The organism is Streptomyces sp. NBC_00490 (assembly GCF_036013645.1).
GTDB lineage: Bacteria > Actinomycetota > Actinomycetes > Streptomycetales > Streptomycetaceae > Streptomyces > Streptomyces canus_F.
This window is the reverse complement of the sequence record NZ_CP107869.1, coordinates 4073573-4089302: the sequence shown is the minus strand read 5'-3', so window position 1 is coordinate 4089302 and position 15730 is coordinate 4073573. Positions and strand designations below refer to the sequence as shown.

16 protein-coding genes and 1 tRNA gene are annotated in these 15730 nt (G+C 71.2%); 13 read left to right on the top strand and 4 right to left on the bottom strand.

The genetic code is table 11. The features are described 5' to 3' along the window. Positions 1-138 precede the first annotated feature (138 nt). The 5 genes from OG381_RS18430 to OG381_RS18410 all read left to right on the top strand — a co-directional run bounded on the left by OG381_RS18430 (position 139) and on the right by OG381_RS18410 (position 3280). Entirely contained in the window at positions 139-636 is a 498-nt protein-coding gene (locus OG381_RS18430; protein ID WP_327717178.1) for a DUF5949 family protein, read from the top strand. Continuing rightward, positions 636-1220: a vitamin K epoxide reductase family protein gene (locus OG381_RS18425; protein ID WP_327717177.1), complete on the top strand. Its 585-nt coding sequence runs from the start codon at positions 636-638 to the stop codon at positions 1218-1220. Before OG381_RS18430 ends, OG381_RS18425 begins: the two co-directional genes overlap by 1 nt. A gap of 117 nt (positions 1221-1337) precedes the next feature. Then, a complete protein-coding gene (locus OG381_RS18420; protein WP_327717176.1) occupies positions 1338-1853 on the top strand; it encodes a hypothetical protein in 516 nt (171 codons plus the stop codon). Positions 1854-1956: 103 nt separating this feature from the next. Continuing rightward, the gene (locus tag OG381_RS18415) at positions 1957-2430 is read left to right on the top strand and encodes a tyrosinase family oxidase copper chaperone (protein ID WP_327717175.1); all 474 of its coding nucleotides are present in this window, start codon (positions 1957-1959) and stop codon (positions 2428-2430) included. Then, positions 2414-3280, top strand: coding sequence for a tyrosinase family protein (locus tag OG381_RS18410; RefSeq protein WP_327717174.1), 867 nt, complete (start codon positions 2414-2416; stop codon positions 3278-3280). Before OG381_RS18415 ends, OG381_RS18410 begins: the two co-directional genes overlap by 17 nt. A 79-nt stretch (positions 3281-3359) precedes the next feature. On the opposite strand, the gene OG381_RS18405 is transcribed toward OG381_RS18410, so the two are convergent. Further along, positions 3360-3635 carry a chaplin gene (locus OG381_RS18405; protein ID WP_327717173.1) on the bottom strand — a complete coding sequence of 92 codons (276 nt, stop codon included), beginning with the start codon at positions 3633-3635 and terminating at the stop codon, positions 3360-3362. Positions 3636-3828: 193 nt separating this feature from the next. Here OG381_RS18405 and OG381_RS18400 point away from each other — a divergent pair, with 193 nt between their 5' ends. Further along, positions 3829-4359, top strand: coding sequence for a DUF2087 domain-containing protein (locus tag OG381_RS18400; protein WP_327717172.1), 531 nt, complete (start codon positions 3829-3831; stop codon positions 4357-4359). A 4-nt stretch (positions 4360-4363) separates the two neighbouring features. Here OG381_RS18400 and OG381_RS18395 read toward each other — a convergent pair whose 3' ends face one another. Together OG381_RS18395 and OG381_RS18390 are read right to left on the bottom strand one after the other, a co-directional pair. Then, positions 4364-5323, bottom strand: a complete 960-nt coding sequence (locus tag OG381_RS18395) for a D-2-hydroxyacid dehydrogenase family protein (protein ID WP_327722494.1) — start codon at positions 5321-5323, stop codon at positions 4364-4366. A gap of 181 nt (positions 5324-5504) precedes the next feature. Continuing rightward, a tRNA-Arg gene (locus OG381_RS18390) sits at positions 5505-5577 on the bottom strand. Between the two features lie 321 nt (positions 5578-5898). Here OG381_RS18390 and OG381_RS18385 point away from each other — a divergent pair. From OG381_RS18385 to OG381_RS18355, 7 genes are all read left to right on the top strand, one after another. After that, positions 5899-7506, top strand: coding sequence for a dynamin family protein (locus OG381_RS18385; RefSeq protein WP_327717171.1), 1608 nt, complete (start codon positions 5899-5901; stop codon positions 7504-7506). A 3-nt stretch (positions 7507-7509) separates the two neighbouring features. Further along, complete coding sequence (locus OG381_RS18380) at positions 7510-9402, top strand: YfjP family GTPase (protein ID WP_327717170.1); 1893 nt, start codon at positions 7510-7512, stop codon at positions 9400-9402. Positions 9403-9630: 228 nt separating this feature from the next. Continuing rightward, complete coding sequence (locus OG381_RS18375) at positions 9631-10089, top strand: single-stranded DNA-binding protein (RefSeq protein WP_327717169.1); 459 nt, start codon at positions 9631-9633, stop codon at positions 10087-10089. 247 nt (positions 10090-10336) lie between these two features. Further along, a complete protein-coding gene (locus tag OG381_RS18370; protein WP_327717168.1) occupies positions 10337-11743 on the top strand; it encodes a Cys-Gln thioester bond-forming surface protein in 1407 nt (468 codons plus the stop codon). A 251-nt stretch (positions 11744-11994) separates the two neighbouring features. Beyond that, positions 11995-13659, top strand: a complete 1665-nt coding sequence (gene ettA, locus OG381_RS18365; RefSeq protein WP_327717167.1) for an energy-dependent translational throttle protein EttA — start codon at positions 11995-11997, stop codon at positions 13657-13659. A gap of 6 nt (positions 13660-13665) precedes the next feature. Beyond that, positions 13666-14079 (top strand): acyl-CoA thioesterase, encoded by a 414-nt coding sequence (locus OG381_RS18360; protein WP_046263043.1) that lies wholly within the window; start codon positions 13666-13668, stop codon positions 14077-14079. Continuing rightward, complete coding sequence (locus OG381_RS18355; RefSeq protein ID WP_327717166.1) at positions 14076-14744, top strand: hypothetical protein; 669 nt, start codon at positions 14076-14078, stop codon at positions 14742-14744. The genes OG381_RS18360 and OG381_RS18355 overlap by 4 nt, the downstream gene beginning before the upstream one ends. A gap of 18 nt (positions 14745-14762) precedes the next feature. Here OG381_RS18355 and OG381_RS18350 read toward each other — a convergent pair whose 3' ends face one another. Then, the gene (locus OG381_RS18350) at positions 14763-15725 is read right to left on the bottom strand and encodes an ABC transporter ATP-binding protein (protein ID WP_327717165.1); all 963 of its coding nucleotides are present in this window, start codon (positions 15723-15725) and stop codon (positions 14763-14765) included. Between the last annotated feature and the right edge of the window lie 5 nt (positions 15726-15730).

Here is a 15730-nt window from a genome sequence, read left to right as displayed (position 1 = left end):
CGATTCCGTGGCGTACGGAACCGGCCCTTCGCGCTGTTCGAGGGCGCGTCCCTCGTTCGTGTGGACCGTGTGGGGGGCATCGCCCGGTCGGGTGAGAACGGGCCCGGCGGGGTTCCGGCCCGTCGATATGGTCGCGCGGTGACCTCAACCCAAAGCGAAATCCGCCCCTTCAACGCCGCCGACCTGGGCACGCTCGTCGTCATGGCCTGGAGCGGCGATGCCCCCGACGGCCACATGCCCTACCTCCTCGCCTACACCCTCGGGGACGCCGCGGGTGGACCGGAGGCCTCCACGGCCGCCGTCGAAGCACTTCTGGAGAACAACGGCCTGCCCGTCGGCGGCGACCTCGTCGACGGCAACGCCCGGTCGAACCTGCCGGTCAGCCTGCTCGTCGAGTCCGGTACGGCCGTCGTCAACATGCCCGGCTTCAACGCCCAGTGCACCCCGCCGGCGGAGTGGCTGGAGGCGGTGGCCGAGCGCGGCTTCGCCTACTTCGTGTTCACCACCCGCCCGTGGCCCGAGGCCAAGCCCGGACAGCCCATCCAGCCCGAGGCGCTGGCCGACTTCGTGGGCGCCGACGACACCCTGAACGCGGCCGCGCACATCGTCCTCCCGGCCCGCAGCCTGCGCGGCTGATGACGCGGACCGCGGGCGGCAGTCGCGCGTTCGCCGTACTGCTGGTGATCACGGGGGCCGCGGGACTGCTGGCCTCCTGGGTCATCACCCTCGACAAGTTCAAGCTGCTCGAGGACCCGGACTTCACCCCGGGCTGCAGCCTGAACCCCGTGGTGTCCTGCGGCAGTGTCATGCAGAGTGACCAGGCCTCGGCCTTCGGGTTCCCCAACCCGATGCTGGGCCTGGTCGCCTACGGCGTCGTCATCGGTGCCGGCATGAGCCTGCTGGCCGGCGCGCGCTTCCCCGGCTGGTACTGGCTCACCTTCGACGCGGGGTGCCTGTTCGGCGTCGGATTCGTGTCATGGCTGCAGTTCGAGTCGCTCTACCGGATCAACGCGCTGTGCCTGTGGTGCTGTCTGGCGTGGGCCGCGACGATTCTCCTGTTCTGGTACGTGACGTCGTTCGCCGTACGGAACCGATTCCTGCCCGCGCCCGGCTGGTTGAGGTCCTTCTTCGGCGAATTCACCTGGGTCGTCGCGGTGTTGCACCTCGGGATCGTCGGAATGCTGATCCTGACCCGTTGGTGGGACTTCTGGACGAGCTGACAATTCAGCGGTCGTACTACTGCGGCAGTCGGGCGAATCTTGCGCTGGTGCCTGTTCCAGGATCGTTACGCGGTAAGGACGTTGAGCCACAGAATCCGGAAAGGGACCGTAGCTGAGATGAAGTCGACCACCCGAGGAACCATTGCCGCCGTCCTCACGGGCGTCGCGGCCGCGATGGGTGCCGCCGCCACCCCCGCCGCGGCGGTGGACACGGTCCCCGTGCCGGTGCCGCTGGACGGGATCGAGAAGTCCCTCAACGTGGAGCTGCCCAAGGTCGGCGGCGAGATCCCGCTGCCGATGCCGGGCGCGCCCGAGGGCCCGCAGTACGTCGAGGGGCGGCTCCTTCCCGAGCGGGTGATCCCGCAGCTGCCGGTCAGCGGCGGACTGCCCGGCGTGGGTCTGCGCGCGCCCCTGCCGCACCTCCTCGGCGACGACTTCGACCACGTCGGCGTCGGCACCCAGGCCTCCGACCTGCGCACGCTGGCCCCGGGCCTGGCCCTGGACGCCCCGCTGACCGCGCCGAACGCCGACAACTTCGGCCTGCCGGAGCCGAAGCTGCCGCAGGTGGGCGTCCTCACGCCGGTCCTGCAGACCGTGCCGGCCGCGAACCTGGTGATGGGCCCCGGACTGTAGGGCCGCTCGCTCCCAGGAGCCCGCTCGGACCATCGGACGGTGACCGAGCGGGCTCCTTCGCGGTTACCGGTACGGATCAACCGAACCGGACGAGGAGCACACGATGGTCGTCAGCGTCAGCGTCGACGGAGTGGCGGTAGGAGCGGAACCCGGGGCGAAGAGCCAGGCCAGACCGGGCTCGGCCCGGGGCGGGCGGCGGGACGTGCTGCGAGGCCTGTTCGCCGCGGTCGGCGCCCTCGCGCTCGCCCCGGTCGTCGCGGCCTCCCGGCCGCCACAGAAGGGGGACGACCCCGGCGAGCTCGGCTTCGAGGAGACGTATCGAGGCCGCCGTATCCGCGGCATCAGGACCTCCGGGGGCCGTACCCCCGGCGCCGCCCAGTGGCATGTCACCGTCGACGGCCGGTCCCTGCATCTGATGCGCCGGGCCGACGGCACCTGGCTGAGCATGGTCGACCACTACCGGTCGTACGCCACCCCCCTCGACGCGACCCGTGCCGCCGTCGACGAGCTGGGGCCGGGGCAGCGACTGCGCGAGAGCGAGACACACATGGGGGGCCACCATGGCGTACATCCGTAAGGACGCGAGCACGCTCACCAGCGCCGAGAAGCGGCGGTTCGTGAAGGCGATGCTGGAAGTCAAACGGCGGGGCGAGTACGACGAGTTCGTACGGATGCACATCGACTTCTATGTCAGCGACGGCGAGGGCGGACTGCGCACGGCCCACATGACGCCGTCCTTCCTGCCCTGGCACCGGCGCTTCCTGCTGGACCTGGAGCGGGCACTGCGCCGGGTGGACCCGTCGGTGACCGTGCCGTACTGGGACTGGACCAAGGACCGCCGGGCGGGGGCGGCGCCCTGGACCAAGGACCTGCTGGGCGGCACCGGGCGGTCGTCGGACCGGCAGGTGATGACCGGGCCGTTCGCCTACGCGGGTGGCAACTGGACCATCAGGGAGGGCGTGACCGACGAGGAGTACCTCACCCGGGACCTCGGACGCGTCCGCGACCCGATCGCGCTGCCCACCAAGAGCGATCTGGAGTCGGCCCTGGACGACCCGGTCTACGACGTCTCGCCCTGGGACTCGACGACCACGAAGGGGTTCCGCAACCGGCTGGAGGGCTGGGGGAGCGGGCGCGGCCAGACCGCCTGGCGCAACCACAACCGGGTGCACCGCTGGGTCGGGGGCGCCATGGTCGGCGGCGCGTCCGTCAACGACCCGGTCTTCTGGATGCACCATGCCTTCGTCGACCTGCAGTGGTACCGCTGGCAGCTGCGGCACCGGGGCGCCCGCTACCTGCCGGCGAAGCCGCCGGCCGCCGGGAGCGCCCAGTACCGGCGGATCGTCGCGCGGCACGAGAAGATGCCGCCGTGGGACGTGACGCCGGATTCGCTGGAGGACGTCAGCGCGATCTATCGGTACGCCTGACGCGGCGCGGCCGACGAGGTGGACACGCGGAAGGGCCCCGGCGCTCGGAGTGCCGGGGCCCTTCCGGGTTGACGAGGCGTCAGCCGCCGTAGCCACCACGGTCGTCGTGGCCGTCGCTGACGTTGGCGCACGTGTTGCCGAAGGCCGGGTTCAGCAGGGCGATGACGTTGACGGTGTTGCCGCACACGTTGACCGGGATGTGGACCGGAACCTGGACGACATTGCCGGACCCGACGCCGGGCGAGTGGACGGCCTCACCCTGGGCGCCCGCGTCCGCCATGGCCATACCGGCGCTGCCGAGCGCCACGGCCCCGGCGCCGAGGGCGACACCGGCAGCCTTCGCGATGCGAGACATCACGTTCTCCTTAGTGAATCGATGAGCGCGGCAGCTGGACTCGCCGCCGCACTTCCCGTTCAACGCCGCCGCTGACGGCTGGTAACGGCGATCATGTGGGGATCACCCTTTTTGAAGAGCGGGCGCGCCGCCCGGCATCGGGGGGCCGGGAAAATCCTTAGCCCCCGCGAGGGTCCTCCACTAGCCTCCCGGCATGGCTACCGACCGACTCATGCGTCTGTTCACCGACGAGACCCGGGTACGCGTCTTCGCGGCGGTGGCCCTGGGAGCGGAGACCTCGCAGGAGGTCGCGCGGGCGGCCGGACTGTCCGCCAAGGACGCGGCCCTGGCGCTGCTGAAGCTGCGGGAGCAGGGCGTGGTGACGGCCGGGGACCGCGCTGAACTGCGCGTCGCCTACGAGGTCTTCCAGGAGGCGGCGCGTGCGGAGCGCACGGAGACGGCACCCGAGAACCCCGGCTCCCGGGACGAGCGCACCCTGCAGACCTTCGTCCGCGACGGGCGGCTGGTCCGGCTGCCCGCGCAGTGGACCCGTAAGAAGCTGGTGCTGCGGTACATCGCCGAACAGACCTTCGAGCCGGGTGTCGAGTACCCCGAACGGGCCGTCAACGAGAAGCTCCAGGGCTGGTGCGAGGACGGCGACGTCGACCATGTGACGCTCCGGCGCCATCTGGTGGACCTGCACCACCTGGACCGGAGCGAGGGGATCTACCGGCGGGCGGCCTGAGCCCTCAGGGCAGCAGCCGTACGGGTGAACCCGCGAGGTACGCCTGGATGTTCTCGACGGCCTGGCCGTAGTACGTCCGGTAGTTGGCTTGCGACACATAGCCCAGATGGGGTGTGGCGAGCAGCCGCGGGGCCGTGCGCATCGGGTGGTCGGCGGGCAGCGGCTCGAGGTCGAAGACGTCGACGCCGGCTCCGGCGACACGGCCCGCGTGGAGCGCGGCGAGGAGGGCGTCCTGGTCGACGATCGCCGCGCGGGAGGTGTTGACGAGGTACGCCGTCGGCTTGAGGAGGGCGAGTTCGGCGGGGCCGAGCAGTCCGCGGGTGCGGTCGCTCAGGGCCAGGTGGACGGAGACGAAGTCGCCGTCGCGCAGGAGGTCCTCCTTGGAGGGAGCGAGTTCGACGCCCACCTCGTCGGCGTACTCCTTGGTGAGGTTCTGGCTCCACGCGCTGACGTGCATGCCGAACGCGAGGCCGACCCGGGCCACCCGGCTGCCGATCTTGCCGAGTCCGAGGAGGCCGAGCCGGCGGCCGTGCAGGTCGGCGCCGACCGTGGACTGCCAGGGGCCGCCCGCGCGCAGGGCGTTGCTCTCCTCGACGATCCCGCGGGCCAGGCCGAGCAGCAGCGCCCAGGTGAGTTCGACGGGCGGGGTGGAGGAGCTGGCCGTACCGCACACGGTGACGCCGTGCGCCTCGGCGGCGGCGTAGTCGATGACGCTGTTGCGCATCCCGGAGGCGACGAGCAGCTTCAGCCGGGGCAGACGGGTGATCAGGGACCCGGGGAAGGGCACCCGTTCGCGCAGCGTGACCACGATGTCGAACCCGGCGAGCGCCTCCGCGAGCGCGTCCTCGTCCGCGATGTGGGTGTCGAAGCCGACGACCTCGATGTCGTCCGCGACCGGTGACCAGTCGGCGATCCCGGTCGCCACCCGCTGGAAGTCGTCGAGCACAGCGCAACGCAGCCGCACGTCGGTCCCCTCTCCGTCCCTCATGGCTCAGAAGATCGACTGTACGCCGCACGCGGCACGGGGATTCGACCCGAGCGGGCCGCGGGTTCCGCGGCCCGGGGGCCCGGGCGCGGTGATTTTCGGGCAACTTCCGGGCTCCGGGCAGCAAAAAAGCCCTCCCGGAGGAGAGCTGGGAAAAGGGCGCCCCCGGCAGGACTCGAACCTGCGGCCAAGCGCTTAGAAGGCGCCTGCTCTATCCACTGAGCTACGGGGGCCGGTGTGGTGGCCTCGTACCTGGTGCCCGGGTGTGGGCTGATCCGTGACGTTGCCGGGGACAAGGATAGGGCTCCCGGATCCATGTCCCTGCTGCTTCGCCTCCGTGGCTCAATGTGGAGGTTCGGTGAAGCGGTCCTGATAATCGCAGGCAGGTACGAATCGTGCATCGCTTTTGGCGTCTCGCGCCCCGGGTGTTGTGCACTCGTTATGCCTGGACTGTGCCGTTGTCCCAGTCGTCCCTTCCGTCCCCTTGTGTTCTATCGGCGCGCAGACATGGTCATATGCTTCAGAAATCACCTAAAATTGGGCATTCTTCACATGTGGTGACCTTGGACGTACGGCCTCAGCTGCTCGACGCACTCTCCGCCCTGCGCGACCGTGTCGCCGCCGCACGCTTCCCGCTGCCCCTTGCGGGGGCTCCACGCGCGCGTGCCAACCGCGACGAACTGCTCGCCCAGCTCGACGACTATCTGGTGCCCCGGTTGAGGGAACCCGAAGCGCCCTTGCTGGCCGTCGTGGGGGGCTCGACGGGCGCCGGCAAGTCGACCCTCGTCAACTCCCTTGTGGGCAGACGGGTCAGCGAGGCGGGCGTACTGCGGCCGACCACGCGGACACCCGTGCTGGTGTGCCATCCGGAGGACCATCACTGGTTCAGCGGAATGCGCGTGCTGCCCGACCTCACGCGCGTGTGGGTGCCGCACCGGGACAGGAGCGACGAACTCCTGCTGCCCGGCGAGGATCCCGCGCGCGTGCTGCGCATCGAGACCGCCGACAGCCTCCCGCCCGGCCTCGCCCTCCTCGACGCACCCGACGTCGACTCCCTCGTCGCCGACAACCGCACCCTGGCCGCAGAACTCATCTGCGCGGCCGACATCTGGGTCATGGTCACCACGGCGGCCCGGTACGCCGACGCCGTCCCCTGGCATCTCCTGCGTACCGCCAAGGAGTACAACGCCGCCCTCGTGACCGTCCTCGACCGGGTGCCGCACCAGGTCGTCTCCGAGGTCTCCCGCCAGTACGGGGCGCTGCTCACCAAGGCCGGACTCGGCGAGGTACCGCGCTTCACCGTGCCCGAGCTCCCCGAGTCGGCATGGGGCGGCGGACTGCTGCCGGCCACCGCCGTCGCACCGCTCAGGGCCTGGCTCGTCCACCAGGCCCAGGACCCGGCCGCCCGGCAGCACACCCTGGGCCGCACCGCCCACGGCGTCCTCGACTCGCTCAAGGCCCGGATGCCCGAGCTGGCCAGCGCCGCCGCCGCCCAGTACGCGGCCGCGCTGCGGCTCACCGCCGCCGTCGACGGGGCGTACGACAGCGAGCACACGCGCGTGCGGGGACGGCTGCAGGCGGGCGCCGTACTCGCCGGGGACGCGCTCAAGCGGTGGCGCGCGTTCCCGCTCGACTGCTCCGCGGCGGAGCTTCTCGACGCGCTCACGGAGAGCCTCGCCGCGCTCCTGCTGTGTGCCGTCGGCGCCGCCGACGAGCGCGTCGACGAGGCCTGGCGACGCGAACCGGCGGCGGGCGCCCCTGAGCTGGCCGGCCGGGACCCGGCGCCGGAGAGCGCCGAACACCGGATCGGGATGGCCGTACGACGGTGGCGGCGCGAGCTCGAGGAGTTCGCCGAGGAGGAGGTGCGCGACCTCGACCGCAGCATCGCGCCCGACCCCGAGGTGATCGCCGCGCTCGTCGCCACCGCGCTGCTGGGAGGCCGCCGGGCGCGCTCCGCGGGCGAGGGGCTCGCCGAGCGGATCGGGGCGCACGGCGCGCTCAGGCTCCGCGACCGGGGCGGACGGCTGCTCACCGAGCACGTGGACCGGGTGGTCCAGACGGAACGCGAGCGCCGGCTCGCGCCGCTCGACGCCCTCGACGTACACCCCGAGCCCCAGGCCGAACTCATCGCCGCGCTGTCCGTACTGCAGAAGGAGAGGTGACCGGTGACCGCCGTCACTGACGAGGACCAGACCGATCACACGCAGGACGCCGTCTCCGAGGACCAGGACGGCACACCGACGCAGGACGAGGCCGTGAAGACCGGGGACGCCGTGGAGCCTGCGGAGGACGGGCCCAAGGAGCCGGACGAGGAGCACGCGCGCGAGGAGGACCGTACGGACTCCTCGGATTCTTCGGAGGCGTGGGACGACGGGCTGATCGCGCGGCGGGTCAACGAGGCCGCCGCGGCGGAGCCCGTCGCCGTGGTCGAGACCCGGGGGGCCGGCGCGCAGATCGCCGCGCCGCTCGCGTACGACGGACCGCTCAGGTCGCGGCTCGACGCGCTGCGCGAACTGGTGGGGCTCTCCCGGACCCGGCTCGACAGCCGGACGCTCGCCGAGGCGGGCCGGGTGCTCGACGAGGCCGCGGCGCGGCGCAGGCTGTCCGGGCAGCACACCGTCGTCGCCATCGCGGGCGCCACGGGCAGCGGCAAGTCGCAGCTGTTCAACGCGCTGGCCGGGGTGACCATCTCGGAGACGGGCGTACGGCGTCCGACCACCGCAGCGCCCATCGCCTGCAGTTGGAGCGATGGCGCGGCGAGCCTCATCGAGCGGCTCGGCATCCCGCCCCGGCTCAGGCGCCGCCCGGTGCAGAACGCCGAGATGGAGGCGCAGTTGCGCGGGCTCGTCCTGGTGGACCTGCCCGACCACGACTCCGCGGCCGTACAGCACCGCGAGCACGTGGACCGCGTCCTCGACCTCGTCGACGCGGTCATCTGGGTCGTCGACCCCGAGAAGTACGCCGACGCCGTGCTGCACGAGCGGTATCTGCGGCCCATGGCGGGACACGCGGAGGTCATGTTCGTCGTCCTCAACCAGATCGACCGGCTGCCCGGGGAGGCCACCGAGCAGGTCCTCGACGACCTGCGGCGGCTGCTCGACGAGGACGGGATCGCGCTCGGCGAGTACGGCGAACCGGGCGCGACCGTGCTCGCGCTGTCCGCGCTCACCGGCGACGGCGTGGGCGAACTGCGCGAGACGCTCGGCCAGTTCGTGACCGAGCGAGGGGCTCCGGGGCGCCGGATCTCGGCCGACGTGGACGCCGCCGCGTGGCGGCTGCGGTCCGTGTACGCCACCGGGCGGCGGACCGGGCTGAGCGAGGAGGCGCGGGACGAGTTCGCCCTGCAGCTCGCTGACGCGGTCGGTGCGACGGCGGCCGGCGAGGCGGCCGAGCGGGCGTGGCTGCGCAACGCCAACCGCGCGTGCGGGACGCCGTGGCTACGGCTGTGGCGGTGGCACCAGGACCGGCTCGAACCGCCCACCGGGCGGCTCCCGTCGCGTGCTCCGGCCGACGAGGAGGTCACCGCCCGGCAGCGTGTCGAGCAGGCGGTGCGGACGGTGGCCGACCGGGCCTCGGCCGGGCTCGCGCCGCCGTGGGCGCAGGCGGTGCGGGAGGCAGCCGCACGGGGCTCGCAGGGGCTGCCCGAGGCGCTGGACGAGCTGGCCGCGCGCGCGGGGCTGCCGCCGGGGCGGCCGCCGCGGCCGGGCTGGTGGCCGGCGGCCGTGTTCGCGCAGGCGTGCATGACACTTCTTCAAGTCGTCGGCGGGCTGTGGCTGGCGGGTCAGATCGCCGGGTTCATGGCGCCGAACCTGGGTGTGCCGGTGCTGCTGATGGTGGTCGGGATCATCGGTGGGCCGCTCGTGGAGTGGAGCTGCCGGATGGCGGCGCGGGGGCCCGCACGGCGGTACGGGATGGAGGCGGAGCGGCGGCTCAGGGAGGCGGCGGCCGGGTGCGGGCGGGCCCGGGTGCTGGATCCGGTGGCGGCGGAGCTGTTGCGGTACCGGGAGGTTCGGGAGCAGTACGGGAGGGTGTTGGGGGTGGAGGCCGGGGTGCGGTGACGTGCCCCTCGGGGGCCTTCGGGAGGGCCCTTTCGAGGGCCTTTTCGAGGGGGCGTCGCTCGTTCGGGTGGCGGAGTTCTCCACAGGTGGGCCGGTGGTCCACAGCGCTCGGCGGGCTCGTGCCGGCGGAGGCAGTCTGGCTGCACGGCGATCGCGACGGACGCGGTCGGCGCAGCAGACGCAGCCGTACGGGACGGGCCCGTTCGGCGTATCCGGGAGGGGTTCGAGATGAACGAGACGATCGTCGGTGTGGTGGGGAACGTGGCGACGCAGCCGGTGTTCCGGGAGACGGAGAACGGTTCGTCGGCACGGTTCCGGATGGCGGTGACCGCACGCTATCTGGACCGTGAGAAGAACGAGTGGAAGGACGGGCACACCAACTTCTTCACGGTGTGGGCCAATCGGCAGCTCGCCGCGAACGTGGCGGCCTGTCTGTCGGTGGGGGAGCCCGTCATCGTGCACGGCCGGCTGAAGATCCGTACGGATGTGCACGACGGGAAGAACTGGACCTCGGCGGACATCGACGCCGTGGCGATCGGGCACGACATGGCGCGGGGCACGTCCATGTTCCGGCGCGAGCCGAAACCGGAGACGGCCGGGGTGCCGTCCCGGCCCGAGCCGAACTGGGAGACGCCCGTCGAGGACAGCGAGGCCCAACGCGAGCCGGACGTCGCCGCGGTGACCTGACGTCAGTGACCGAACTGCGGCTTATCGGCGAATGCGCACCGAACCATCCGGTGGATTTGTCGATAAGCCCTGCTCGCAGGCGATCTTGGCGATAACGATTCCGAGTCGGATCGGCCGCCCGAGTGCATCACCGGGAACCGTGGTGCGAGCACGTACCTAGGATGCCGGGCATAGCTCTCGGGGCTGCTGATTCTGCTGGTGGGACCGTTCCCCCCACGTCAACGGGTCCTGCTTGAAGGGGAATTCTGTGTTTTCTGCGTTGTTGTCCGCGTGCAGGCGAAGGGCGGTCCGCGGCGCCGCCGCGACGCTGGTGTCCGGGCTTGTCGCGGCCGGCGTGCTGACGGCCGGTGCCGGCACGGCCGCCGCCGCTGACGCGACGGCGCAGAGCCAGGGTGGGGCGACCGCCACCATGGGCGGCCTGAAGACGTACGGCGCGGCCGTCATACACGACGACTCCGGGGACCTGGAGGTGTCGGCGGGCCTGTTCGAGATGTCCGTCGACGGCGGCGGCACCCTGCAGACGTACTGCGTCGACCTCCACAACCCCACGCAGCAGGACGCCAAGTACCACGAGACGCCCTGGAGCGGGACCTCGCTCGGGGTCAACAAGGAGGCGGGCCGGATCCGCTGGATCCTGCAGAACTCCTACCCGCAGGTGAACGACCTCGCGGCGCTCGCCGCCAAGGCGGGTGTCGGCGGCGGCCTCACCGAGCAGGACGCGGCGGCCGGTACCCAGGTCGCCATCTGGCGTTACTCGGACGACGCGGACGTCGACGCCGTCGACCCGCAGGCAGAGAAGCTCGCGGACTACCTCCACAAGAGCGCCCGCGATCTGGCGGAGCCCAAGGCGTCGCTGACGCTCGACCCCGCCGCGGTCTCCGGCCGCCCCGGCGGGCTGCTCGGTCCGGTGACGGTTCGTACCGACGCGGACAGCGTGACGGTGACGCCGCCGGCGGACGCCCAGACGAGCGGCGTGCGGATCGTGGGCAAGGACGGCAAGCCGCTGACGTCGGCGAAGAGGGGCGCCGAGCTGTTCTTCGACGTGCCCGAGGACGCTCCGGCCGGCTCGGCCGAGCTGACCGTGCAGGCCTCCACCACCGTGCCGGTGGGACGTGCCTTCGCCTCCGAGAGCCGGAGCCAGACGCAGATCCTGGCCGGCTCCAGCGAGTCGACGGTCTCGGCGACGGCGAGCGCGACGTGGGCGGAGCAGGGCGCGATAACCGCGCTGTCGGCGGTGAAGAACTGCGTGGCGGGCGGCGTGGACATCACCGCGACCAACGAGGGCGACGCGGCCTTCACCTTCGCGCTGCTGGGCGTCGAGCACAGCATCCCGGCGGGCGAGTCGCAGACGGTGACGATCCCGCTCCAGGAGGACCAGGCGTACGACTTCACCATCACCGGTTCCGGCGGCCTCGACAAGCGCTTCACCGGCGTCCTCGACTGCCAGACGCAGGGCGCCGAGACCGGGGACGCGGTCCAGACCCTCAGCGAGCCGAGCCCGGCGACGGTGGGCGGTGCGGCCGGCACGAACCTGGCCGAGACGGGCAGCTCCAGCGCGACGCCGGTGATCGCGGGGGTGGCCATCGCTCTGGTGGTGATCGGCGGGGCGGCGCTGGTGCTGGTCCGCCAGAGGAAGACGCCGACGGGGGACTGAGCCGGGGTGCTGGGGTGGCCCGATGGGCGACGGCAGAGTCGTGGCGATCGCGACGGGGTCGTCCCCGGGTCGTCCGGCGCTCCCCGAGGTCACTCGACGGCAACCGACAGTGACGGTCGAGCTACCGCCGTCGACTACGAACGCCCAGGTCACAGGCCCCCGGCCAAACGGGTTACCACCCGAGGGTGGACGTCAGGCAAGATGGGGTGTATCTGCCCACTGCCAGATTTCAAGCTGCCGGACGGTTTCTCTTGGCTGAGTACATCTACACCATGCGCAAGACGCGCAAAGCGCACGGCGACAAGGTCATCCTTGACGACGTGACGCTGAGCTTCCTGCCCGGCGCGAAGATCGGTGTGGTCGGGCCGAACGGTGCCGGTAAGTCCACCGTTCTGAAGATCATGGCGGGGCTGGAGCAGCCTTCCAACGGTGACGCGTTCCTGTCGCCCGGCTTCAGCGTCGGCATCCTCATGCAGGAGCCGAAGCTCGACGAGTCCAAGACGGTCCTGGAGAACGTCCAGGACGGCGCCGCCGAGATCATGGGCAAGCTCACGCGCTTCAACGAAGTCGCCGAGCTCATGGCGACCGACTACTCGGACGCGCTCATGGACGAGATGGGCAAGCTCCAGGAGGACCTGGACCACGCCAACGCCTGGGACCTGGACGCACAGCTGGAGCAGGCCATGGAAGCGCTGGGCTGCCCGCCCGGCGACTGGCCCGTCACCAACCTCTCCGGTGGCGAGAAGCGCCGTGTCGCGCTCTGCAAGCTGCTGATCGAGGCCCCGGACCTGCTCCTGCTCGACGAGCCCACCAACCACCTCGACGCCGAGTCGGTGAACTGGCTGGAGCAGCACCTCTCGAAGTACTCGGGCGCTGTCGTCGCCGTCACTCACGACCGGTACTTCCTGAACAACGTCGCCGAGTGGATCCTCGAGCTCGACCGCGGCCGCGCGATCCCCTACGAGGGCAACTACTCCACGTACCTGGAGAAGAAGGCCACGCGCCTCAAGGTCGAGGGCCGCAAGGACGAGAAGCGCGCCAAGCGCCTCAAGGAAGAGCTGGAGTGGGTCCGCTCCAACGCCAAGGGCCGCCAGACCAAGTCCAAGGCCCGCCTCGCCCGTTACGAGGAGATGGCGGCCGAGGCCGAGAAGATGCGGAAGCTGGACTTCGAGGAGATCCAGATCCCGCCGGGCCCGCGGCTGGGCTCCATCGTCGTCGAGGTCAACAACCTCTCGAAGGCGTTCGGTGACAAGGTCCTGGTCGACGACCTCTCGTTCACGCTGCCGCGCAACGGCATCGTCGGCATCATCGGCCCGAACGGCGCGGGCAAGACCACGCTGTTCAAGATGATCCAGGGCCTCGAGCCCGCGGACTCGGGCACGGTCAAGATCGGTGACACGGTCAAGATCAGCTATGTCGACCAGAGCCGCGCCAACATCGACCCCAAGAAGACCCTGTGGGCCGTGGTGTCGGACGAGCTGGACTACATCAACGTGGGCCAGGTCGAGATGCCGTCGCGGGCCTACGTCTCCGCCTTCGGCTTCAAGGGTCCGGACCAGCAGAAGCCGGCCGGCGTCCTGTCCGGTGGTGAGCGCAACCGTCTGAACCTGGCGCTCACGCTCAAGGAGGGCGGCAACCTGCTGCTCCTCGACGAGCCCACCAACGACCTCGACGTCGAGACCCTGTCCTCGCTCGAGAACGCTCTGCTGGAGTTCCCGGGCGCGGCCGTGGTCATCTCCCACGACCGCTGGTTCCTGGACCGGGTCGCGACCCACATCCTCGCGTACGAGGGTGAGTCCAAGTGGTACTGGTTCGAGGGCAACTTCGAGTCGTACGAGAAGAACAAGATCGAGCGGCTGGGCGCCGAAGCCGCGCGTCCGCACCGCGCCACCTACAAGAAGCTGACCCGGGGCTGATCGATCTTGCGGCACATCTACCACTGCCCGCTGCGCTGGGCGGACATGGACGCGTACGGCCACGTCAACAACGTGGTCTTCCTCCGCTACCTGGAGGAAGCCCGTATCGACTTCCTGTTCCGCCCGGAGAAGGACTTCAAGCAGGGGTCCGTGGTGGCGCGCCATGAGATCGACTACAAGCGGCAGCTCGTCCACCGGCACACGCCCGTGGACATCGAGCTGTGGGTCACGGAGATCAGGGCGGCGTCCTTCACCATCTCCTACGAGGTGAAGGACGGCGCCGAGATCTACGTACGCGCCTCGACGGTCATCGTGCCGTTCGACTTCGAGACGCAGCGGCCGCGTCGGATCACCTCCGAGGAGCGGGAGTTCCTGGAGGAGTACCGGGACGACGACGAGGAAGAGGCCGTCGCCGCATGACGGTGCTCCACCTCGCCGACGAGGGGGAGGCGGCGGATCTCGCGGCCTTCCTCTCCAGGCTGCTCCACTACGACCGTGGAGCCGCGGTGCGTCTGCAGGCGGCCGGCACCGCGCTCGCCGTCTTCGGGCGGCCGCCGTCTTTCGACGTACTGGCGATCCGCGCGGTGCGGCTGGCGAAGCCGTACGAGAACGGGCTGGACGTCACGCTCGATGTGACCGTGTCCGCCGGGGAGCTGCTCGAGTCCGTCGATGAGACGGGCGCGACGGCCCTCGTGCCGGGGGCGGTCACCGGGCCGCCGTGGGCCGGGGTGCTGCCGCCCCGGGGCGGGTGGCGGCCGGTGCCGGGGCTGCCCGCGTCCGAGGCGCTGCGGGCGATGGTCGGCGCGGGCGTCGCCGAATTCCGGTCCCGTACGGGGGAGTTGGCGGAGGAGCGGCGTACGCGCGCCGAACTCGACCGGATCGGGCGGGAGATCTGGTCCCGGACCGTCGGGGACACGCATCTTCCGGTGCGGGCCGTGCACGCGGCGCAGTCCCTCGGGTTCCTGCGCGCCGCCGGGGAGTTGGCGCTGCTCTCCTCCGGTGCGTGGCTGCGGCTGCGTACGCCCTACGGGTCCATCGCCGTACGGCGGGCGGGACTCGGGGCGCTGGACGTCAGCGTGCGCTGAGCGTCGTAGAACCCACGCTCAGGCGTGGTCGCTGTCGTCCGGCCATACGCCGATGTGGTCCGGTTCCAGTTCCAGGGCCACTCGGTCGCGCATGCCCAGGGTCTCCGTGTACTCGGCGGGGAGCTGGAGGCGGCCGGCCCGGTCCAGCATGGCGTACTCGCGTGCCACGACCGTCTCGTGGCCCGTGGTCGCGTCCACCTCGCTGCGGCGCAGGACCTCCGTGGAGGTGCGGCCGTCGCGGATGGCCACCGTGCGGCGGACCTCGCTCGCCACGGCCTGGTCGTGCGTGACGATGACGATCGTGGTGCCGAGGTGTTCGTTGGCGGTGCGGAACGCGGCGAAGATCTGTTCCGCGGTGTGCGAGTCGAGTTCGCCGGTGGGTTCGTCGGCGAGCAGGACGGCGGGGGAGTTGGCGAGGGCCACGGCTATCGCCACGCGTTGCTGCTGACCGCCGGACATCTGGTTCGGGTGGCGGTCCCGGCAGTCGGCGATGTCCAGCAACTCCAGGAGTTCCAGGGCACGTTCGGTCTCTGCCTTGCGGGCTTTGCGGGTGGTCCTGGTGGCCAGTTGCATCGGGAGGGTGATGTTCTGGGCGGCGGTCAGGTAGGGGAGAAGGTTGCGGGCCGTCTGCTGCCAGACGAAGCCGACGGTCCTGCGGCGGTAGGCGAGACGGTCCTTCGGGGTCATCGCCAGGAGGTCGTGGTCGGCCACGCGGGCGGCGCCGGCGGTGGGGGTGTCGAGGCCGGCGAGGATGTTCATGAGGGTGGACTTGCCGCTGCCGGACGCGCCCACCAGGGCCATGAGTTCGCCGTCGCGGACGAGGAGGTCGAGGCCCTGGAGGGCCTGCACCTCTATGCCGTCCGTGGTGAAGATGCGGACCAGACGGTCGCAGGTGATGAGGGCGTCGTGGCCGTAGGTGGGGGCGTTGCGGGCCGTGGTGGCGCGGGTGGTCAGGTCCGCGAGGGTGGGGTTGGTGGTCACTGGGG